The sequence below is a fragment of the Shimia aestuarii genome (assembly GCF_022814865.1).
Taxonomy (GTDB): Bacteria; Pseudomonadota; Alphaproteobacteria; order Rhodobacterales; family Rhodobacteraceae; genus Shimia; species Shimia aestuarii_A.
This window is the reverse complement of sequence record NZ_JAKVRD010000001.1, coordinates 232,682-251,423: the sequence shown is the minus strand read 5'-3', so window position 1 is coordinate 251,423 and position 18,742 is coordinate 232,682. Positions and strand designations below refer to the sequence as shown.

18 protein-coding genes are annotated in these 18,742 nt (G+C 61.9%); 8 read left to right on the top strand and 10 right to left on the bottom strand.

Features of this window, described 5'->3' with window-relative positions; translation table 11 throughout:
- Window positions 1–10: 10 nt before the first annotated feature.
- The 3 genes from MK745_RS01315 to MK745_RS01305 all read left to right on the top strand — a co-directional run bounded on the left by MK745_RS01315 (window position 11) and on the right by MK745_RS01305 (window position 2,304).
- Window positions 11–394, top strand: coding sequence for a YraN family protein (locus MK745_RS01315; RefSeq protein WP_243611471.1), 384 nt, complete (start codon window positions 11–13; stop codon window positions 392–394).
- 63 nt (window positions 395–457) lie between these two features.
- Window positions 458–1,393, top strand: a complete 936-nt coding sequence (gene gshB, locus MK745_RS01310; RefSeq protein ID WP_243611470.1) for a glutathione synthase — start codon at window positions 458–460, stop codon at window positions 1,391–1,393.
- Complete coding sequence (locus MK745_RS01305; RefSeq protein WP_243611469.1) at window positions 1,390–2,304, top strand: alpha/beta hydrolase; 915 nt, start codon at window positions 1,390–1,392, stop codon at window positions 2,302–2,304. Before gshB ends, MK745_RS01305 begins: the two co-directional genes overlap by 4 nt.
- Here the strand turns inward: MK745_RS01305 and MK745_RS01300 are convergent.
- Both MK745_RS01300 and MK745_RS01295 read right to left on the bottom strand, forming a co-directional pair.
- Window positions 2,270–3,784, bottom strand: a complete 1,515-nt coding sequence (locus tag MK745_RS01300; RefSeq protein ID WP_243611468.1) for a YifB family Mg chelatase-like AAA ATPase — start codon at window positions 3,782–3,784, stop codon at window positions 2,270–2,272. The genes MK745_RS01305 and MK745_RS01300 overlap by 35 nt on opposite strands.
- A 67-nt stretch (window positions 3,785–3,851) precedes the next feature.
- On the bottom strand, window positions 3,852–5,879 hold the full coding sequence (locus tag MK745_RS01295) for an NADPH-dependent 2,4-dienoyl-CoA reductase (RefSeq protein WP_243611467.1): 2,028 nt from the start codon (window positions 5,877–5,879) through the stop codon (window positions 3,852–3,854).
- A 164-nt stretch (window positions 5,880–6,043) separates the two neighbouring features.
- Between MK745_RS01295 and MK745_RS01290 the strand changes: the two genes are divergently transcribed.
- A complete protein-coding gene (locus tag MK745_RS01290) occupies window positions 6,044–6,805 on the top strand; it encodes an SDR family oxidoreductase (RefSeq protein WP_243611466.1) in 762 nt (253 codons plus the stop codon).
- A 7-nt stretch (window positions 6,806–6,812) separates the two neighbouring features.
- Here MK745_RS01290 and MK745_RS01285 read toward each other — a convergent pair whose 3' ends face one another.
- On the bottom strand, window positions 6,813–7,190 hold the full coding sequence (locus MK745_RS01285; RefSeq protein WP_243611465.1) for a hypothetical protein: 378 nt from the start codon (window positions 7,188–7,190) through the stop codon (window positions 6,813–6,815).
- 20 nt (window positions 7,191–7,210) lie between these two features.
- Window positions 7,211–7,984 carry a DUF6478 family protein gene (locus MK745_RS01280; protein ID WP_243611464.1) on the bottom strand — a complete coding sequence of 258 codons (774 nt, stop codon included), beginning with the start codon at window positions 7,982–7,984 and terminating at the stop codon, window positions 7,211–7,213.
- 205 nt (window positions 7,985–8,189) lie between these two features.
- Between MK745_RS01280 and MK745_RS01275 the strand changes: the two genes are divergently transcribed.
- The 3 genes from MK745_RS01275 (at window position 8,190) to MK745_RS01265 (ending at window position 11,440) form a co-directional block, all read left to right on the top strand.
- On the top strand, window positions 8,190–9,071 hold the full coding sequence (locus MK745_RS01275; RefSeq protein ID WP_243611463.1) for a CPBP family intramembrane glutamic endopeptidase: 882 nt from the start codon (window positions 8,190–8,192) through the stop codon (window positions 9,069–9,071).
- A gap of 64 nt (window positions 9,072–9,135) precedes the next feature.
- Window positions 9,136–10,062 carry an acetyl-CoA carboxylase, carboxyltransferase subunit beta gene (accD, locus tag MK745_RS01270; RefSeq protein ID WP_243611462.1) on the top strand — a complete coding sequence of 309 codons (927 nt, stop codon included), beginning with the start codon at window positions 9,136–9,138 and terminating at the stop codon, window positions 10,060–10,062.
- A gap of 97 nt (window positions 10,063–10,159) precedes the next feature.
- Window positions 10,160–11,440 carry a bifunctional folylpolyglutamate synthase/dihydrofolate synthase gene (locus MK745_RS01265; RefSeq protein ID WP_243611461.1) on the top strand — a complete coding sequence of 427 codons (1,281 nt, stop codon included), beginning with the start codon at window positions 10,160–10,162 and terminating at the stop codon, window positions 11,438–11,440.
- 242 nt (window positions 11,441–11,682) lie between these two features.
- Here MK745_RS01265 and zapE read toward each other — a convergent pair whose 3' ends face one another.
- Window positions 11,683–12,750, bottom strand: a complete 1,068-nt coding sequence (zapE, locus tag MK745_RS01260) for a cell division protein ZapE (RefSeq protein ID WP_243611460.1) — start codon at window positions 12,748–12,750, stop codon at window positions 11,683–11,685.
- A 138-nt stretch (window positions 12,751–12,888) separates the two neighbouring features.
- On the opposite strand from zapE, the gene MK745_RS01255 reads away from it, so the two are divergent.
- Window positions 12,889–14,124 (top strand): MFS transporter, encoded by a 1,236-nt coding sequence (locus MK745_RS01255; protein ID WP_243611459.1) that lies wholly within the window; start codon window positions 12,889–12,891, stop codon window positions 14,122–14,124.
- A gap of 152 nt (window positions 14,125–14,276) precedes the next feature.
- On the opposite strand, the gene MK745_RS01250 is transcribed toward MK745_RS01255, so the two are convergent.
- Genes MK745_RS01250 through sthA form a run of 5 tightly spaced genes read right to left on the bottom strand, consistent with a single transcriptional unit; the run spans window position 14,277 to window position 18,736 of the window.
- Complete coding sequence (locus MK745_RS01250) at window positions 14,277–15,188, bottom strand: ornithine cyclodeaminase family protein (protein ID WP_243611458.1); 912 nt, start codon at window positions 15,186–15,188, stop codon at window positions 14,277–14,279.
- The gene (locus MK745_RS01245; RefSeq protein WP_243611457.1) at window positions 15,185–15,805 is read right to left on the bottom strand and encodes an HAD family hydrolase; all 621 of its coding nucleotides are present in this window, start codon (window positions 15,803–15,805) and stop codon (window positions 15,185–15,187) included. Before MK745_RS01245 ends, MK745_RS01250 begins: the two co-directional genes overlap by 4 nt.
- Before the next feature lie 35 nt (window positions 15,806–15,840).
- Complete coding sequence (locus tag MK745_RS01240; RefSeq protein ID WP_243611456.1) at window positions 15,841–16,794, bottom strand: DMT family transporter; 954 nt, start codon at window positions 16,792–16,794, stop codon at window positions 15,841–15,843.
- Between the two features lie 59 nt (window positions 16,795–16,853).
- The gene (locus MK745_RS01235) at window positions 16,854–17,303 is read right to left on the bottom strand and encodes a YaiI/YqxD family protein (RefSeq protein ID WP_243611455.1); all 450 of its coding nucleotides are present in this window, start codon (window positions 17,301–17,303) and stop codon (window positions 16,854–16,856) included.
- Window positions 17,300–18,736 (bottom strand): Si-specific NAD(P)(+) transhydrogenase, encoded by a 1,437-nt coding sequence (gene sthA, locus MK745_RS01230; RefSeq protein WP_243611454.1) that lies wholly within the window; start codon window positions 18,734–18,736, stop codon window positions 17,300–17,302. The genes MK745_RS01235 and sthA overlap by 4 nt, the downstream gene beginning before the upstream one ends.
- Between the last annotated feature and the right edge of the window lie 6 nt (window positions 18,737–18,742).

The following is an 18,742-nucleotide window of genomic DNA, read 5'->3' as shown; positions in this document are numbered from 1 at the left end:
GAGGCCGCCCATGACGGAGGCCGAAGAGAGAACCATGCGCAAAGCTGAGCGAGGACGGCGCGCATGGCACGCGGGTGCGTCGGCCGAAGAGAGCGTGGAGCGCCTCTATCTGCGCCAGGGTCTGACCGTTGCGGCACGTCGTTGGCGCAAAGGGGGTGGCGAGATTGACCTGATCCTGCGCGATGGGGATGGAGTTGTCTTTGTTGAAGTAAAGCAAGCCCCTGATTTCGAACGCGCGGCAGCCCGTGTCACAGAGCGGCAGATCGCGCGCATTCATGCAGGGGCTGCGCACTTTCTCGCAGGTGAGCCAAAGGGCGAATTGACGCCCTGCCGTTTTGATGTCGCATTGGTCAATGCGACAGGGGAAACCCGAATTCTCGAGAGCGCGTTCTGACAAGGCATTGCAAGGGCGGAGGGCATGCGCCATTTAAGGAGCAAGCAGCGCAGAGGAACGCCCATGAAAATCGCCTTTCAGATGGACCCGATCACGTCTGTCGACATCAACGCCGACAGCTCTTTCCGCCTTGCCGAAGAAGCGCAAGCGCGGGGGCACGAGCTGTTCTTTTATTCCCCGGACATGCTCGCCTATGAAGAGGGCGAGATCACCGCTCGCGGCCAAAGCATGGTGGTGCGGCGCGAGGTGGGCAATCACGTTGACCTCGGTCCCGAGACCCACGTAAACCTCGCCGACTTCGACGTTATCTGGCTCCGTCAGGATCCGCCGTTCGATATGCACTATATCACGTCGACGCATCTTCTTGATCGTCTCAAAGACAAGGTGCTTGTGGTGAATGATCCTTTCTGGGTTCGAAACTATCCCGAGAAACTCCTCGTGCTGGATTTTCCAGACCTCACCCCACCAACGACGATTGCCCGCGACCTCGACACGATCAAGGCCTTCAAAGAGCGCCATGGTGATGTGATCCTGAAGCCGCTTTACGGCAATGGTGGCGCGGGTGTTTTCCGGCTCGATGCCAATGACCGCAACCTGACCTCGCTGCACGAGTTGTTCACCGGCTTCAGCCGCGAACCACTTATTGTGCAGAAGTTCCTGCCGGATGTGAGCAATGGCGACAAGCGCGTGATCCTTGTTGATGGCGAACCGGTCGGCGCAATCAACCGTGTGCCCGCTGCAGGAGAGACGCGCTCGAACATGCATGTGGGCGGGCGCCCCGAGAAAATCGGCCTCACCGAACGCGACATGGAGATTTGCGCCGCGATAGGCCCGCTTCTGCGCGAAAAGGGGCAAGTCTTCGTCGGGATCGATGTGATCGGCGACTACCTCACCGAGATCAACGTCACCTCGCCCACGGGCATCCAAGAGCTTGAGCGCTTCGATGGGGTGAATATTGCCGAGAAGATCTGGGAGGCAATCGAGGCGCGCATCGGATGAGCCTCCGCCTCGCTCTCCTAAATGCGCAAATGCGGTTCTTCGAGAAACCGCTTTTGGCACGAGCGCCGGATCCAACATCGCTTCGGCGGGCCTTGGATTGGAAGGCGCGGGTCTGGCTGCATGGGCCACGCGGGGCGACCTGGCGCAATGAGGCGGCGCAGGGGCTTGATCTACACTGGGTGACCGGGCCAGAAGCGGCGGACGATCACGCAATCCTCTACTTCCATGGCGGGGCCTATGTTTTTGGCTCGCCGCACACCCATGGCGCACTGGTCGCCCACTTGTCGCGCTATTCGGGCGTTACGGCCTGTATGCCGAGCTATCGCCTCGCCCCGGAAAATCCTTTTCCCGCCGCGATCGACGATGCGCGCCTTGCCTATGATCTGTTGCGCGATTCTGGCTATCGGTCCGATCAGATCGTCATTGGTGGAGATAGTGCCGGGGGTGGATTGGCGCTCGCTTTGTTGGGGCAACTCATCGCCGAAGGTGAAGACTTGCCAGTCGGGGTGTTCGCCTTGTCGCCGCTGACCGATCTCAGCTTTACCGCGCCGAGCATTCGCGAGAACGCGGGGTGCGATGTGCTCTTGCCTGCGGAACGGGCGTTTGTCTGTGCCGAATACTATCTCGCTGGGCAAGATCCACGAGACCCGCGCGCCTCACCGCTCTTCGCCGATATGCAGGGTGCGCCACCAATCTACCTGACGGTCTCACAACGCGAAATCCTGCGCGATGATACGCTGCGCATGGTCGAGCGGCTCAACGAAGACGGGGCACATGTTACGCTTGAGGTGCATGCAGAGGCTCCCCATGCTTGGCCGCTCTTCCAAGGATTGATCCCAGAGGCGCGGGAGACGGTCGAACGCGTGGCTGAGTGGATCAATTCTCTTTGGCAGACAGAAGCCGGAAGCTGACGGCTTCGGCGATATGTGGACGCTTGATTTGGTCCGCGTCATCAAGATCGGCGATAGTGCGCGCGACTCGTAAGATACGATGATAGCCGCGTGCCGAAAGCCCCATCTTCTCTGCGACGCTGTTGAGAAAGGCGCGCCCGTCGCTATCCGGTGCGGTGATTTCCTCTAGTAGGGCGCCGTGAATATCGGCATTGGCGCGGGTGCCGGGGATGTCTTCATAGCGTGCCGCCTGCGTCTCGCGGGCGGCGGCGACCCGGGCGGCGATGGTCGCGGACGTTTCACCGCTGGCGGGGAGATCAAGGTCTTGAAAGCTCACCGGGGGCACTTCGAGGCGGAGATCGAAGCGGTCCATCAGGGGGCCGGAGATTCGCCCGAGGTAGTCCTCGCCGCACACCGGCGCGCGCGAACAGGCCTTGTTGGGGTCGAACATCTCGCCACAGCGGCAGGGATTGGCAGCTGCGACCAGCATGAACCGACACGGGTAGGAGACATGAGCATTGGCGCGGGCGACCATGACGGAGCCGGTCTCGATGGGTTGGCGCAAGGTCTCGAGGACCGAGCGGGAGTATTCCGGGAACTCATCCATGAACAAGACGCCGTTATGCGCGAGGCTGATCTCGCCGGGGCTTGCGCGGCGACCACCGCCGACGATCGCCGCCATCGACGCGGTGTGATGTGGCTCCCGGAAGGGCCGCTGGCGCGAGATGCCGCCCGCGTCGAGAAGCCCGGCAATGGAATGGATCATCGAGGTTTCAAGCGCCTCTGCCGGGGTCAGGGGGGGGAGGATCGTGGGCAAGCGCGCGGCGAGCATGGATTTGCCTGAGCCGGGACTGCCGACCATGAAGAAATGATGCCGCCCGGCGGCGGCGATCTCAAGCGCGCGCTTGGCGCGTTCCTGCCCCTTCACGTCGCGCATGTCGATTGAGAGTGGGTCGGTCGATACCTCGCCTGGCTCAGATGGGGGGAGGGGCGATTGACCTGTGTAGTGGCGCACCACGTCTGCGAGGGAACGCGCGGCGATGACCTGTGCCGCGCCGACCCATGCGGCTTCTGGACCGGAAGGTTCTGGACAGAGCAAGCTGCGCCCTGTTTCGGCAGCGGACATCGCGGCGGGGAGTGCTCCGGTCACTGGAACAAGTGAACCGTCGAGCGACAATTCCCCAAGCGCGACACAGCTCTCGGCGGCATCCTCGGGGATGATGTTGAGCGCGGCGAGGAGGGCCACAGCAACGGGGAGGTCGAAATGGCTTCCTTCCTTGGGCAGATCGGCGGGGGAGAGGTTGATCGTGATCCTTTTTGAGGGCAGCGCGATGGCCATTGCGTTGAGCGCCGCGCGCACGCGGTCACGTGCCTCTGAGACGGCCTTGTCGGGCAAACCAACGATGGAGAACGCCGGCAACCCGTTGGAGACGGCGCATTGCACCTCGACGGGGTGCGCATCGACCCCTTCGAAGGCAACGGTATAGGCGCGAGCCACCATGTTTCACTCCCCGTTCACACGCTTAATGAGTGTTAACGGGACATGGTTAGCGAATGGTAAATGCCACCTAGAGCGTGGCGGCGAGCCGGGTACCCTGATTGATCGCACGCTTGGCGTCCAGCTCGGCCGCGACATCCGCGCCACCGATGACATGCGCGGTCACGCCTTTTTCCTCGAGCGCGTCGGCGAGGGAACGTTCGGAAAGTTGCCCGGCGCAGATCACCACGGTATCGACATCCAAGACACGCGGGTTCTCACGCGCCTCGCCGAAGGAAATATGCAGGCCCGCGTCGTCGATCTTCTCGTAGTTCACGCCGCCGATCATCTCGACATTCTTCATCTTGAGCGCGGCGCGATGGATCCAGCCCGTCGTCTTGCCAAGCCCTTTGCCAAGGGCCTTTGCTTTGCGCTGCATGAGATAGACTTGACGCGCGGGCGCGTGCGGTTGCGGACCTGCGGGGGCGAGACCGCCGCGGACCTCTTCCGGGTCACCAACGCCCCATTCGACCATCCACTCAGGAAGGTTCTCGGTCAGGCTCTCGCCTTCGTGGACAAGGAACTCCGATACGTCGAACCCGATGCCGCCTGCGCCGATGACGGCGACTTTCTTCCCGACAGGTTTCTTGTCGCGCAGCACATCGACATAGGAGAGCACATTGGCGCGATCCTGCCCGGGAATGCCGGGGTCGCGCGGGATGATTCCGGTTGCGATCACGACCTCGTCGAAATTCATCAGTGTTTCAGATGTCGCTTCCTCGCCTAGGCGCAGGGTCACGCCAGACTCGGCCACCATGGTTTCATACCAATCAACCAGCCCCCAGAACTCTTCCTTGCCGGGGATTTGTTTTGCGATGTTGAGCTGGCCGCCGATGGTGTTTGCTTTATCGAACAGCGTCACATCATGGCCGCGCTGGGCGGAGGTGATGGCGGCGGAAAGGCCTGCAGGGCCGGAACCAACCACGGCGATGGTCTTGGGGTGATCCGTCTTTGTGATTTCGAGGTCGGTCTCGTGACAGGCGCGCGGATTGACAAGACAAGTCGTTAGCTTGCCCGAGAAAGTATGATCAAGGCAGGCCTGATTGCAGCCGATACAGGGCGCGATTTGATCCGTTTTGCCGGACGCGGCCTTGGCGACGAAGTCGGCATCGGCGAGGAATGGGCGCGCCATCGACACCATGTCGGCGCAACCCTCGGCGAGCACATCCTCGGCAACATCCGGCATGTTGATGCGGTTCGATGTGATGACCGGGATCGAGACCTTGCCCATAAGTTTTTTCGTGACCCAGGCAAAGGCGCGGCGGGGGACGGAGGTGGCGATGGTGGGGATGCGCGCCTCGTGCCAGCCGATGCCGGTATTGAGGATCGTTGCGCCGGCCTCCTCGATGGCCTTGGCGAGTTGCACGACTTCTGCGTGGGTCGATCCGTTGGGTATGAGGTCGATCATCGACAAGCGATAAATGATGATGAAGTCCTCGCCCACTGCTTCGCGACAACGGCGCACGACTTCGACCGGAAGGCGCATGCGGTTCTCATAGGAGCCGCCCCAACGATCGGTGCGCTTGTTGACATGGGTGACGAGGAACTGGTTCAGGAAATACCCCTCAGAGCCCATGATCTCGACCCCGTCATACCCGGCTTCGCGGGCGCGGGTCGTGGCGGTGACGAAATCCGCGATCTGTTTTTCGATCCCGTCTTCGTCGAGTTCCTTTGGCGGGAAAGGGGAGATCGGCGATTTCACGGCGGAGGAGGACACACATTCGGGGCTATAGGCATAGCGGCCCGCGTGAAGGATCTGCATCGCGATCTTGCCGCCCGCATCGTGGACGCGATCCGTCACAATCTTGTGGTTGGCGATGTCCTCGTCGGAGAAAAGGCCCGCCGCGCCGGGAAAGACGCCGCCTTCGCGGTTGGGCGCCATGCCGCCGGTGACGATCAGGCCGACCTGGCCGCGCGCGCGCTCGGCGTAGAACTCGGCGACGCGGTTCCAGTCCTTGGTTTCTTCGAGCCCGGTATGCATCGAGCCCATGAGCACGCGGTTCTTGAGCGTGGTAAAGCCAAGATCAAGCGGTGCCAACAGATGCGGATACTCTGTCATGGGTGCCTCCCTGAATATGTTGCCTCGCAGGAGACCCGAAGCCCCGTGGCTTGTCACCCCAAAACGCCGCGTCAGCCCGTCGTGTCGTTGCGGCAGGACGCTTTTGGGTTTGTAGGCACCGGGCGTCCTTGGCAGTATGAAATCGGTTCAGACAGGAGCATTTCATGGCCCACTACGGTGTGTTTTCTCTCGCAGGGCGCAAGGCGCTTGTGACCGGGTCAAATAGCGGGCTTGGTTTTGCTGCGGCGCGTCTCTTGGCCGAGGCGGGCGCGATGGTCTGGATCAACGGGCGCGACAGAGGCACGACGGCGCGCGCGGCTCAGGAGATCGTAGAAGCGGGAGGCAAGGCCAAAGCACTGCCTTTTGATGTGTCGGACGCGGCGGCGGTTGCAGCCGCTTTTGCCGAGATCGCTGAGGAGGGCGGTCTTGATATCCTCGTCAACAACGTCGGGATGCGGGACCGTCGGGCCCTTCAGGAGTTCAGCCGGGAAGACGTTCATCGGTTGCTCGATGTGGACCTCGTGTCGCCCTTCATGATCTGTCAGAAGGCCGCGGCGATGATGGGGCCGGGCGGGCGGATCGTGAATATTTCCTCCATTGCGGGGATCATCGCGCAGGCTGGCGATGCTGCCTATACGACCGCAAAGGCAGGTATCAACGGTTTGACCCGCGCGCTTGCGGCTGAGCTTGGTCCGCAGGGTATCAACGTCAATGCAATCGCACCGGGGTTCTTTCTGACAGAACCGAACCGGGAGGCCGCGAAGAATCCCGCCATTCAGGCGCGGCTTGAGGCGGCCACATCGCTTGGGAGATGGGGCGATCCGGAAGAGCTTGCCCCGGCGATCCTTTTCTTGGCGTCACCGGCCGCAAGCTATGTGACAGGGCAGGTCTTGGCCGTGGATGGCGGATATACCGCGCATTACTGATCTGGATTTACATCGTCTCGACGCAGTGGCGGCGAAAGGCGCGTTTGAGCATGTCGAGTTCTGCGCGCAGGAGCGTCATCTCGGCGCGAATGTCACCCGCCAGAGCTTCGCCAGCGATCAGTGTGATGTTGTCGAGCAGATCACCTGTTTGCTTGTCGTGAACTAGGATGGTCTGCACCCCGTCGGCGATTGCCTCGGTCGGGATCGGAATGCGCAGCACCCAACGACCGTGAGCGACGTCTTCCTTGAGTTCGACCCCGGTCACAGTTTCGTTGAGGTGCGTTGCACGGATCTCTGGTGCCGGGCCAGAGTCGGCATCGCGCGTCAATGCCCCTTCCCAGACACCTTGAGACAGGCGGGTTTTGGTCAGCGTCCAGTCGCTCATGGTCGGCTCTCCTGAAAGGGTCAGAGTTCGGCGCGGGGCCGTCGGGCGAAGGTCAGATCGCGCAAGATTACCTCGTTCATCTCCGGTCCTTCGAAGATCAGGTCAAGCCAGGCGCGTTCGACCCGTTTTTCGTTCAGTTTGGAGTAGGCGAGATCGAACTCGACCGAGATTTCCTCGGCGTCGAGAGGTAGTTCGCGCACGATCTGTTCTGTGTTCGGGCCGTGCTTGATGTTGAGGCGGGCGAATATCTCGAGCGGTTTTTCCATCTCGACATTGGTGTCGAGGCGGATGAGGTGGTTGCGCGTTAGGCCCTGCACGGCTTCTGGCGGCAGGTCGATGGCCAGCGACAGGAAGGAGCCGTCGAAACGGAACACGTCCATGCGCAGCCCGAAAGGTGCAAGATCGGCTTCGCGGTGATTACGAAGCTGGCGCAGGGTCAGTTCGGAAAGCCGACAATCGTGGAATAGCGTAACTTCGTCGCCGAGCATCTCGCGGTTGCCGACGGAGGAGCGCCCCTTGATCGGTAGCGGCTCGCGCCAAGCCTCGGGCCGCCAGGACCATTCGGTGCCATGCGGTACTGGAAAGGCGTTCGAGCCGATCATCGGCAGGGCGAGTCGGCTCTCTGAGATCGCAATCAGGGTGTCGAGGTAGTGGCGCAAGGTCCGGGCGCGGGCGCGTTGCTTGCGCAGGGTGCTGAGATCGGTCTTGGCGGCCAACCGTGCGCTTCGCGCCCAATAGCGCGACACGGCGCGTTGATAAATGCTTTGCAGGACCCCAACACCGTTCTTACTCATCTCTCAACTGCTCCGACCGTCCCATTTTTGTTTCACCCTGAGAAACAATGCTGCTGCGGTATTGTTCATTTTGTATCGGATTGGTTGGAGCGAAACAAACTCACAATGATGAATTGCGACCGATTTTCATCATTTTATCAGCTGTTCCGACAATCCGCTGCACCTCCTCTTGCCAGAGGTCGGCAAAACGGGCAATGCCGTTAGCATGTCTGCCTATCGCCCACATGAAGCGCTTGTTGCCTCGGCCCGTCCCACAGCGGAGCTTTGGCGTCTCGTGGCTGCTATTGTCCTGATTGTGCTTGGCTTTCTTGCCCTCAACATTGCTTATTTCCAAACACTTGCGAGCCTTCCCGCGTGGAATGCCCTGCGGATCGAACTGCGCGATGGTAGTTTTGCGCGGGCCATTTGGGCGATGCTGGGGAATTTTGTGCCGCTTTTGATCGTGGTGGTGCTGGCGGCGCGGCTCCTGAACGGTCGTAATCTTGCGGCGCTGACGGGGCCGCTCGGGGTTGTCCTGCGTGATTTCACAAGGGTCGGGCGGCTCGCGCTTCTGCTTTTCCTCGTGGTGTTCCTCATTCCCTCGCCAGGCGGCGCAGAGCCGGTCGGGAACATGGCGTTCGGGGCGTGGGTGCGGCTCTTGCCGCTGTCTCTCCTCCTGATCTTTATCCAGATCGGGACCGAGGAACTCCTGTTCCGGGGGTATCTCCAGAGCCAGATTGCGGCGCGGTTTTCGTCGCCAATTGCTTGGATGGTGATTCCCTCGATCCTCTTCGGTGCGCTGCACTACGAACCGTCGACCTATGGCGAGAACGCAATCTGGCTTGCGGCGTGGTCAGGGCTTTTCGGGCTTGCGGCGGCGGACCTGACGGCGCGGGCGGGGAACCTTGGCCCCGCGCTGGCGCTGCATTTTCTCAACAATGTCAGCGCGATGATGTTCTCTGCGATGCGCAATCACTGGGACGGGCTCGCGCTCTACGTTTATCCCTTTGGCCCGGAGGATACCGAGGCCCTACGGGCTATCTTGCCGCTTGAGGGTCTGGTGATCCTGTGCGGCTGGCTTGTGGCACGTGTTGCAATACGGCGTTGATTGCATTTCCTGACGCAGGGTCTTATCTGACAGAAACCGCTCCATGGCATGAAGGATTGCGCGCATGAACTGGATCACCAACTACGTCCGCCCTCGGATCAACTCGATCTTTTCGCGCCGCGAAACGCCGGACAACCTTTGGTCCAAATGCGACGAATGCGGCACGATGCTCTTTCACCGCGAGCTTTCCGCGAACCTCAATGTCTGCACCCATTGCGGGCATCACATGGCGATCACACCGCGTGATCGGTTCTCCGCGCTTTTCGACGGCGGCATCTTTACCGAGGTCGATGTGCCTGCGCCGCTCGCTGATCCGTTGCATTTCCGGGATCAGAAAAAATATCCCGACCGCATGAAAGCGGCGCAGAAAAACACCGGCGAGAAGGAAGCGATGCTTGTTGCCGAGGGCGAAATCGGGCGCACACCGATTGTCGCCGCCTGTCAGGACTTTTCGTTCATGGGCGGCTCGATGGGGATGTATGTCGGCAACGCGATCATCGCCGCCGCCGAGCGCGCAGTGAAGCTCAAGCGCCCGTTGGTTCTTTTCTCGGCCGCTGGCGGCGCGCGTATGCAGGAAGGTATCCTGTCGCTCATGCAGATGCCGCGCACGACCGTCGCGGTACAGATGCTCAAGGAAGCGGGGCTGCCTTATATCGTCGTGCTCACCCATCCGACCACGGGCGGCGTCACGGCGTCCTATGCGATGCTGGGCGATGTGCAGATTGCCGAGCCGAACGCCCTTATTTGTTTTGCCGGGCCGCGGGTTATTGAACAGACCATCCGCGAAAAGCTCCCAGAGGGGTTTCAGCGCGCGGAATACCTTCTCGATCACGGGATGCTTGATCGGGTGACGCCGCGCGGCGAGATGCGGGACGAGTTGATTACCATCACGCGGATGCTTCTTGGCCTGCCGCCGGCGGTCAAGGGCGACCTGCCCGCGCCGAAGCCGGAAGATGTTGCGAAAGACGAGGCGCCCGCGAAAGAGGGGTAAGCCTGTCGCTTTTATGGGATGAAAGGGGGCTTGCGGTGTTTGATCGCGGGCCCCTTTGCTTTATGAGCGGCGCGACAGCAATTCGCGGACCCTTCCCATGACCGAGACCGACCAGACCTCCGACGCCATCCTTGCGCGCATGATGGCGTTGCATCCCAAGATTATCGACCTGACGCTTGACCGGATGTGGCGATTGCTCGAGGCGTTGGAACACCCAGAGGAGCGCCTACCGCCGGTGATCCATATCGCCGGGACCAATGGCAAGGGATCGACGCAGGCGATGATCCGCGCGGGGCTTGAGGCGATGGGGCAATCGGTTCATGCCTATACCTCGCCGCATCTGGCGCGGTTTCATGAGCGAATTCGCCTTGCCGGGGATTTGATCGGCGAGGGACACCTCACCGAGGTTCTTGACGAGTGCTATGCCAAAAATGGCGGCGAGAATATCACCTATTTCGAGATCACCACGGCAGCAGCGCTTCTGGCGTTCGCGCGGACGCAGGCGGACTATACGCTTCTTGAGGTTGGCCTTGGCGGGCGGTTGGATGCGACCAACGTAATCGCGAACCCCGCGCTCACCATCATCACGCCGATCTCGATCGACCATGAGCAATTCCTTGGTGATACGCTTGCCAAGATCGCCGGCGAGAAGGCTGGGATCATCAAGCGCGGCGTGCCTTGTGTGGTTGGCCCCCAGCCGGACGAGGCGATGGATGTGATCGAAGCCACGGCAGCGCGTCTTGGAGCACCGTTGATTGCCTATGGGCAGCAGTGGCATGTCTGGGAGGAACGTGGGCGGCTTGTTTATCAGGATGAGACCGGGTTACTCGACCTGCCTTTGCCAGCCCTTCTCGGGGCGCACCAGGTGCAAAACGCAGGCGCGGCCATCGCGGCGCTGCGCCATCGCGGCGCGGATGAGGCGGCTTGCGAAGCGGCGATGACCGGAGCGGAGTGGCCCGCGCGAATGCAGCGGCTGCGCAAAGGGCCCTTGGTCGAGGCTGCGCCGGAGATCGAGTTGTGGCTCGACGGCGGGCACAACGCGGCGGCGGGGCAGGCGCTTGGCAAAGTGCTCGCGGGTTTGCCGACACGCCCGACGCATCTCATCTGCGGGATGCTCAACACCAAAGACATCAAGGGCTATCTTGCGCCGCTGGCGGCCGAGGCGGCGAGCCTCACGGCGGTGTCGATTCCGGGCGAGGCGAACACGCTTCCGGCAGAAGAGACCGCGGAGGCAGCGACGGCTGTGGGCATGAAGGCAACAACGGCAGAGAGCGTTCTGGAGGCTCTCAAAGCGATTGCGGCAGAGTCACCGGGCGCGCGGGTTTTGATCTGTGGATCGCTCTACCTTGCTGGGCGGGTGCTACAGGAAAACGGTTAAGCGATTCGGTTTTTGCGAATCACCCGGTTGACGGGTGCGAATCACCGCGCCTATAGTCGAATCAGTTTTCGGCGATCCTTGCGAATCACTAAGCACCAAAACAGGACGCCATCGCAGGCTTACGGGACAGGCAGGCAGGTTAAAGGGGATGCTTCGGCGTCCCCTTTCCGCGTTTGGTGCGATGCTCACCGTTTTAGGGGGGCATCGTCAAGAAAAGGTAAATGGCGCGTGCAGGTCGAGCCTTAGCCTTCGTCACGCCCCCAATTCTCGTCCTGCATCTCGCGCAGGCGGCTTGCTGTACGTTCAAATTCAAACGTGCCTTCGCCTTCGAGATAGAGCATCTCCGGTTCTGCCGCCGCGGAACAGATCAGCCGCACCTTCGCCTCATACAGCGCGTCGATCAATGTCACGAAACGCTTGGCCTCGTTGAAATTCGAACGCGACAGGGTTGGGATATTTTCGAGGATGAGAACCTTCACAGCGTCGGCAATGGCGAGATAGTCGCCGGGGCCAAGCATTGCGCCGCAGAGATCATAGAACCGCGCACGTCCAATGCCGTTACGATAGGCAGGGATGGTCACCGCGCGGCCCTTCACGGTCAATACAAGCGGTTCGGCTTCGCCGCCCGTCAGGTCTTTCCAGATCGCATCGATATCGGCGCGGGCCTCGCGGTTGGCTTGGACGAAATAGACCTGATTTCCTTGCAGGCGGTTCTGGCGGTAATCGCGCGGCGAGGCCATTTCCCAGACCGTCAGGCGTTCCTTGATGAGGTCGATGAAGGGTAAGAAAAGCTGGCGGTTGAGGCCGTCCTTGTAGAGATCATCGGGGATGCGGTTCGAAGTGGTGACCACGACCACGCCTGCATCAAAGAGGAATTCGAACAAGCGCCCGACAATCATGGCGTCGGTGATGTCGGTGATCTGCATTTCGTCAAAGGCGAGGACGCGCACGCTCTCGGCGACGGCCTCGGCGACAGGGGCGAGCGCGTCTTCGACGCCACGTTGGCGGGCCTCGTGCATGCCGGTATGGATTTCCTGCATGAAGGCATGAAAATGCACCCGGCGGACCGGCACGCTCAGCGACTCTACGAAGAGATCCATCATCATCGACTTGCCGCGCCCGACGCCGCCCCAGAGGTAGAGCCCCTTGACTGATTCCGGCTTGGCCTTGCGGAACCAGCCTTTTTTCACAGGTGTTTCAACAGCTTCGCGGATGCGGTCGAACTCGGGCAGGATTGCTTCCTGCGCGTCGTCGGCGTGCAGTTCGCCGGAGGCCACCTTGGCGGCGTAGATGTCGGACAGGCGCGTCATGTCTTTCCCTTAGCGAATGGGCGCGGGCGTGAAAAGGTGCTGATGAGCATAAGGATATGCGATGGTGCCATACACATTTGCTGAATTGACCATCGGAGTGGGGCGGCTATGGTTCGCGTGCGCAACAGGAGTGCTCCCATGGATCAGAAGACACCGCTTATGACGCCGGTGCTTATCGTCGGCTGTATCATCATCCTCGTGTCCTTTGCGATCCGGGCGAGTTTCGGGGTCTTCCAGATCCCGATTGCAGATGAGTTCGGATGGGCGCGGGCGGAATTCTCGCTGGCCATCGCGATCCAGAACCTTGCATGGGGGATCGGCCAGCCGATTTTTGGCGCGATTGCCGAGAAGATCGGGGATCGTAAAGCCATCATCATGGGCGCGCTGATCTATGCGGCGGGGCTTGTGCTCTCGTCTTTCGCAGTCACGCCGGGCGCGCATCAACTCTATGAAATCCTTGTTGGTTTCGGCATTGCGGGCACGGGTTTTGGCGTCATTCTCGCGGTCGTCGGGCGGGCCAGCTCGGACGAGAACCGCTCTATGTCGCTTGCCATCGCGACTGCTGCGGGTTCGGCCGGGCAGGTGTTCGGGGCGCCGATGGCGGAGTGGATGTTGGGGTTCATGACGTGGCAGAGCACGTTCCTGATCTTTGCGGCGGCGATTTTGACGGTCTTGTTGATGCTGCCGCTGATGCGCGCACCGGTGGCGAGCAAGGCGGAACTTGAAGAGAGCATGGGCGAGATTCTCCGCAAGGCGTTTCGCGATCCGTCCTATACGCTGATCTTCCTTGGCTTCTTTTCCTGTGGCTATCAGCTTGCCTTTATCACCGCGCATTTCCCGGCGATGATCACCGAGATGTGTGGCGCGATTGACCCGTCGGGCACGCTTGCCTCGGTCGGTGTTTCGACCACCTCGACGCTTGGCGCGGTGGCGATCTCGCTCATCGGGCTGGCCAATATCGGGGGCACGCTATTCGCCGGCTACCTTGGCAAGACCTACTCAAAAAAGTATTTGCTTGCAGGGATTTACACGGGCCGCACCATTGCCGCGGCGCTTTTCATCATGATGCCGATCACGCCAACCTCGGTCATCATCTTCTCGATTGTGATGGGGTCTTTGTGGCTTGCTACAGTGCCTCTCACGAGCGGGCTTGTCGCGCATATTTACGGGCTGCGCTACATGGGGACGCTTTATGGGATCGTGTTCTTCAGCCACCAGCTCGGCAGCTTCCTCGGGGTGTGGCTCGGGGGGCGGATGTATGACGCGTTTGGCGACTACACGATGGTCTGGTGGATTGGGGTCGGGGTCGGTGCGTTTAGCGCGATCGTGCATCTTCCGATCCGCGAGAGGTCGCTATCGGCGACCCCGGCCTGAGCAAAGGTTAACGGCATATCCAACGTCGGTATTACGTCGGTATCGCGTCTGTATTGGGTATGTTCGGGGAGGTTAACGCACCGCACGGGTTAACGGGGCGGACCAAGCGATTTTGACATCGCTTGGTCTATGATTTTGGCAATTCTCAGGCCTTAGGCGCCCTTGAATTGGTCGAGGATAAAGCGGCTTGTCATCAGGTCGAGATGCGCGCCGCCGCCATTCTTGAAGAGGGTGATCTCGTCGTCGCTCTGGCGGGTGAAATCCGCAAGACTGTAGTAGTCGGCGATGATGTCGTCGCGGGAGATCACGCCCTCGGCGAGCGGAATCTTCATCTCGCCGATATGGTCGAGCGTGGTGTCGTAGCTATCGACGAAGAGCCGGGCGCGGGTCAGGGCGGTGTTGTCGATTTCGCGCATGTCGGGGCGGTAGGCGCCGATCAGGTCGACGTGCTGGCCGGGTTGGAGCCAGTCGCCGCGTAGGATTGGCTCCGTCGACATGGTGGCGGAGGTGATGATGTCGGCCTCGCCCACGGCAGTTTCCAGATCGTTTGCCACGGCGAGCCCCTCGATCTCCTCGGCCATTTTTTCGGCATTGGCCTGCGTCCGGTTCCAGACGGTAAATTGCGCGTCGGGGAAGGCGGCGGAATAGGCGGCATGCAGGTTTCGGCCCACGGTGCCCGCGCCGACGATAAGGATCTTGCGGCTATCGGGGCGCGCGAGACGGCGCGCGGCGAGGAGGCTGTCGCCTGCCGTCTTCCACTTGGTCACGAGGTGAAAGTCGATCAGCGCCTCGAGGATGCCATGCGCGTCGTCATAGAGCGTCACGCCGCCGTGGATCATCGGCACGCCTTGGGCCGGGTTGCCGGGGAAAACGGTTGCGGATTTGACGCCGATCCCCATGCCGTCGATCCAGGCTTGGCGTTGCAGGAGCGTGTCCTTGCCCCGGTAGAGGAAGCTATCGGAAATCTCGGCCTTGGGGAGATCGTGGCCTGCGGCGAGCGCGTCGGTCAGTTTGATCCAATCGAGATTGGCTTCGCCTTCGGCAAAGGAGATGATCGTGGTCATGCGGCGTCCTCCGGGGTTAGGAGCCCCTCGGCGACAAGCCTTGCGGCCCAGCCTTGGGGGTGTTCGAAAAGATGGGTTTGCCAGCCGCGCGCGGCGGCGGCGTCGATATTCTCGGGGCGGTCATCGGCAAAGAGCAGGCGCTCGGGCGCGATGCCGCAGTCGGCCTCGACATGGGCGTAGATCTCGGCGTTGGGCTTGATCATTTGCAGGCGGCCCGAGACATATTCGCGGTCGAAGAGGGTCAGGAAAGGAAAGGCCTCTTGCGAGCGGGGGTAGTTATCATGCCCGAAATTGGTCAGGGCGAAGACCGGTGTGCCTTGGGCCTTGAGCGCGCGCAGAAGGCGCACGGAATGGGGAATGTCAGGCGCGGCGAGATCGTTCCAGTTGTCGTGCCACATGCGAATTTCATCGCCCCAGTGGGGGAAGCGGTCCGCCAGCGGATAGACCACATCGCGCAAGGACGCACCCTCGTCAACGCGCAGGTGTTCTTGGTGAAGTGGCACCTCGTCAAAGAAGGCGCGGCGGCGGTCAGGGCCGATCACCGAGTCGTAGTAGGCCTCGGGGTTCCAGCGAATGAGGACATTGCCGATGTCGAAGATGACAGCGTCGATGGGCATGGGGGGCCTTTGGGTTGCTCGCGTTTGGGGCGACCCTAACGGCGGGTGCGGGGGTGGTCCAGAGCCGGATCGGCAGGAAGCTGGGCCTCGCGCCAGAAGGTGAAGAGCCCGGCCCCGATGATAAGCGCCATGCCTGCCCATGTGGCGGGTTCGGGCCATTCGTCAAAGACGATCACGCCAAAGGCCACGGCCATGGGCATGGCGGCGTATTCGAGCGGAGCGATGAGGCTTGCTTCGGAGAGACGGTAGGCCTGTGAGATGAAAAAGCCCCCGCCCGCGCTTGCCACGCCAAGAAGGACGAGGAGCCAGAGATCGGATGCGGCTGGCGGGTGCCATGTCCGCAGGAGGAAGGAGAGCATTTCGCCGCCCGCGTCCTCATAGGCGCCATGGCCGACCGTGAGGCCGACCGTGCCGGAGACGATCACAAAGACCATCTGGATATAGACGGCCATGGTCGCGGCGCTTTCGGTGCCGCCGATCTTGCGGGTCATGACGTGAAGCGTTGCATAGGCAAAGGCGGCGGCGACCGGGAACAGGAGGGCGGCGTTGAAGCCTTCGGTGCCGGGGCGGACCATGATGAGGACGCCGACCATCCCCGCCGCGACCGCGCCAAGGCGGCGGGGGCCGATCTTCTCGCCGAGGAAGAGGGCGGAGAAGGCTGTGATGATGAGGGGGGAGACGAAGAACACCGCGACCGCGTCGGCCAGCGGCAGGACCGAGAGGCCGAGGAAGAAGGAGGTGTTGGCAAAGACGACGCAGACCCCGCGCAGCATATGGGCCGGAAGGCGGCGTGTGCGCAGGACGGAAAAGCCGCCCTGAAGCGGGACGATGATGGCGAGGAGGAGGGACAGGCCGATCAGGGAGCGGATGAGGACGATCTCGTGCAGGGCATAATCGCCCGAGAGGAACTTGATCGTGACGTCATTGATCGAGAAGAAGACCGTCGCCATGAGGGCGGAGAGCGGTCCGAGGGGGATGCGCGTATTCATGGGGCGAGGGTGCCGTGTCGGAAACGGGCGGTCTAGCCCGATTGCGACAGGACGTCGGGTCAGCCCCGCGCGGCGGCGCGCAACTCGCGTTCGAGCGCGTCGAGGAAGCGGGAGCGGTCGGCCTTGGTAAAGCCTTTGCCGCCGCCTTGGCGGAAGGGATCGGCGGCGCGCAGGTCGGCCATGAGATCGCGGGTGGCGAGGATGTTGCCGATATTGGCCTGTGTCAGCGCCTCACCGTTATGTTTGAGGACGCGCGCGCCCGCCTCGACGCATTTGGCGGCAAGGGGGATGTCGCCGGTGATGACCACATCGCCGGGGCCAGCGCGTTCGGCGATCCACATGTCGGCCACGTCGGGGCCTTCGGGGACGATCACGGTTTCCACCAGCGGGTTTTGCGAGGGGCGCAGGCCGCCGTTGGAGACGATGTAGATGCGGGTCTTGTGGCGTGTGCCGACACGCTCGGCCTCGGCCTTTACGGGGCAGGCATCGGCGTCGATGTAGAGGCTCACTTGGCTGCCTTCTTTTTGCCCGCCTTCTTGACCTTGTATTCCTCCGGGATCGGCATGCGGTTGAAGGCATCCAGACCGGCGACGCGGTAGGCTTCGGCGAGGGTGGGGTAGTTGAAGGTGTTTTCGACGAAGTAATCGACGGTGCCTTTGAGGTTCAAAACGGCCTGGGCGATGTGGATCAACTCGGTCGCGCCTTCGCCGACGATTTGCACGCCGAGGAGGCGGCGGGTCTTGAGGCTGACGAGCATTTTCAGCATGCCGTGGTGCAGGCCCATGATGTGGCCGCGAGAGGTTTCGCGGAAGCGGGCGATGCCGACCTCGTAGGGGATGCCGCGTTCCTTGACCTCTTCTTCGGACATGCCACAGGTCGAGATTTCGGGGACGGAATAGATCCCGTAGGGGAACCACGGGCTCTCGGGCAGGGTCGGTGTTTCGAGCGCGTGGCAGGCGGCGACGCGGCCCTGTTGCAGGGAGGTCGAGGCCAGCGAGGGGTGGCCGATCACGTCACCGGCGGCATAGATATGCGGCACGGCGGTCTGATAGCTTTTGCGGTCAACTTCGATCCGGCCCCGGTGGTCGGTCTCAAGGCCCACCTTGTCGAGGCCGAGGCCTGCGGTTGCGCCCATGCGTCCAGCGGCGAAGAGGAGCATTTCGGCGCGCACGTGGCGGCCGTTCTCGAGGCTGACCTCGACATGCTCTCCGGCGTCCTCGACCTTTTCGATGGCAGAGCCGAGGCGCAGGCTCATGCCGTTGTCGCGCACCTGATGGGTGAATTCGGCGACGGTATAGCTGTCGATGAAGTCGAGGAAGGTCTCGCGCGGTTCGATCAATGTCACGGTGACATCGAGGGCGGCAAACATGGAGGCGTATTCGACGCCGATCACGCCCGCGCCGACAACGATCAGGCTCCGGGGGATCTGGCCCATCTCGAGGAACTCGTCGCTATCGACGATGGTCGTGCCGTTGAAGGGGATGTTGTCGGGGCGGTAGGTCACTGTCCCGGTCGAGATCAGGAACTTGTCGGCGGTGAGGGTCACGATCTTGCCCGCCTCGCGGGTCACCTTGATCTCGTTTGGTCCGGTAAAGACCGCGCGGCCAATCATTGTATCGACATGGTTGCGGTTCAGCTGGTGTTCGAGCGCGTCGACCTCTTGGTCGAGGGTCATGTGCAAGCGCGCCTTGAGGTCTTCGGCGCTGATTTCTTCCTTGGCGCGGTAGCCCCGGCCATAGAAAGAGCGTTCGCGCCAGCCCGAGAGGTTCAGCACGGTTTCGCGCAGCGTCTTGGACGGGATGGTGCCGGTATGGACCGATACGCCGCCGAGCCGTTCATTGCCATCGACGAGAAGCACGCGGCGCTTGAGTTTGCCGGCCTGAATGGCGGCGGCCCGACCTGCGGGGCCGGAGCCTATGATGATGAGATCGTAATGGGACAAGGGGAG

Excerpts from the sequence above, each read along its gene's own strand:
- gshB (WP_243611470.1), top strand. The coding sequence starts at position 458 with ATGAAAATCGCCTTTCAGATGGACCCGATCACGTCTGTCGACATCAAC.
- MK745_RS01305 (WP_243611469.1), top strand. The coding sequence starts at position 1,390 with ATGAGCCTCCGCCTCGCTCTCCTAAATGCGCAAATGCGGTTCTTCGAG.
- MK745_RS01245 (WP_243611457.1), bottom strand. The coding sequence starts at position 15,805 with ATGCCCATCGACGCTGTCATCTTCGACATCGGCAATGTCCTCATTCGC.
- zapE (WP_243611460.1), bottom strand. The coding sequence starts at position 12,750 with ATGACGCGCCTGTCCGACATCTACGCCGCCAAGGTGGCCTCCGGCGAA.
- MK745_RS01280 (WP_243611464.1), bottom strand. The coding sequence starts at position 7,984 with ATGAGTAAGAACGGTGTTGGGGTCCTGCAAAGCATTTATCAACGCGCC.
- MK745_RS01265 (WP_243611461.1), top strand. The coding sequence starts at position 10,160 with ATGACCGAGACCGACCAGACCTCCGACGCCATCCTTGCGCGCATGATG.
- MK745_RS01300 (WP_243611468.1), bottom strand. The coding sequence starts at position 3,784 with ATGGTGGCTCGCGCCTATACCGTTGCCTTCGAAGGGGTCGATGCGCAC.
- MK745_RS01275 (WP_243611463.1), top strand. The coding sequence starts at position 8,190 with ATGTCTGCCTATCGCCCACATGAAGCGCTTGTTGCCTCGGCCCGTCCC.
- accD (WP_243611462.1), top strand. The coding sequence starts at position 9,136 with ATGAACTGGATCACCAACTACGTCCGCCCTCGGATCAACTCGATCTTT.
- MK745_RS01315 (WP_243611471.1), top strand. The coding sequence starts at position 11 with ATGACGGAGGCCGAAGAGAGAACCATGCGCAAAGCTGAGCGAGGACGG.
- MK745_RS01295 (WP_243611467.1), bottom strand. The coding sequence starts at position 5,879 with ATGACAGAGTATCCGCATCTGTTGGCACCGCTTGATCTTGGCTTTACC.
- MK745_RS01285 (WP_243611465.1), bottom strand. The coding sequence starts at position 7,190 with ATGAGCGACTGGACGCTGACCAAAACCCGCCTGTCTCAAGGTGTCTGG.
- MK745_RS01250 (WP_243611458.1), bottom strand. The coding sequence starts at position 15,188 with ATGACCACGATCATCTCCTTTGCCGAAGGCGAAGCCAATCTCGATTGG.
- MK745_RS01290 (WP_243611466.1), top strand. The coding sequence starts at position 6,044 with ATGGCCCACTACGGTGTGTTTTCTCTCGCAGGGCGCAAGGCGCTTGTG.
- MK745_RS01240 (WP_243611456.1), bottom strand. The coding sequence starts at position 16,794 with ATGAATACGCGCATCCCCCTCGGACCGCTCTCCGCCCTCATGGCGACG.
- MK745_RS01255 (WP_243611459.1), top strand. The coding sequence starts at position 12,889 with ATGGATCAGAAGACACCGCTTATGACGCCGGTGCTTATCGTCGGCTGT.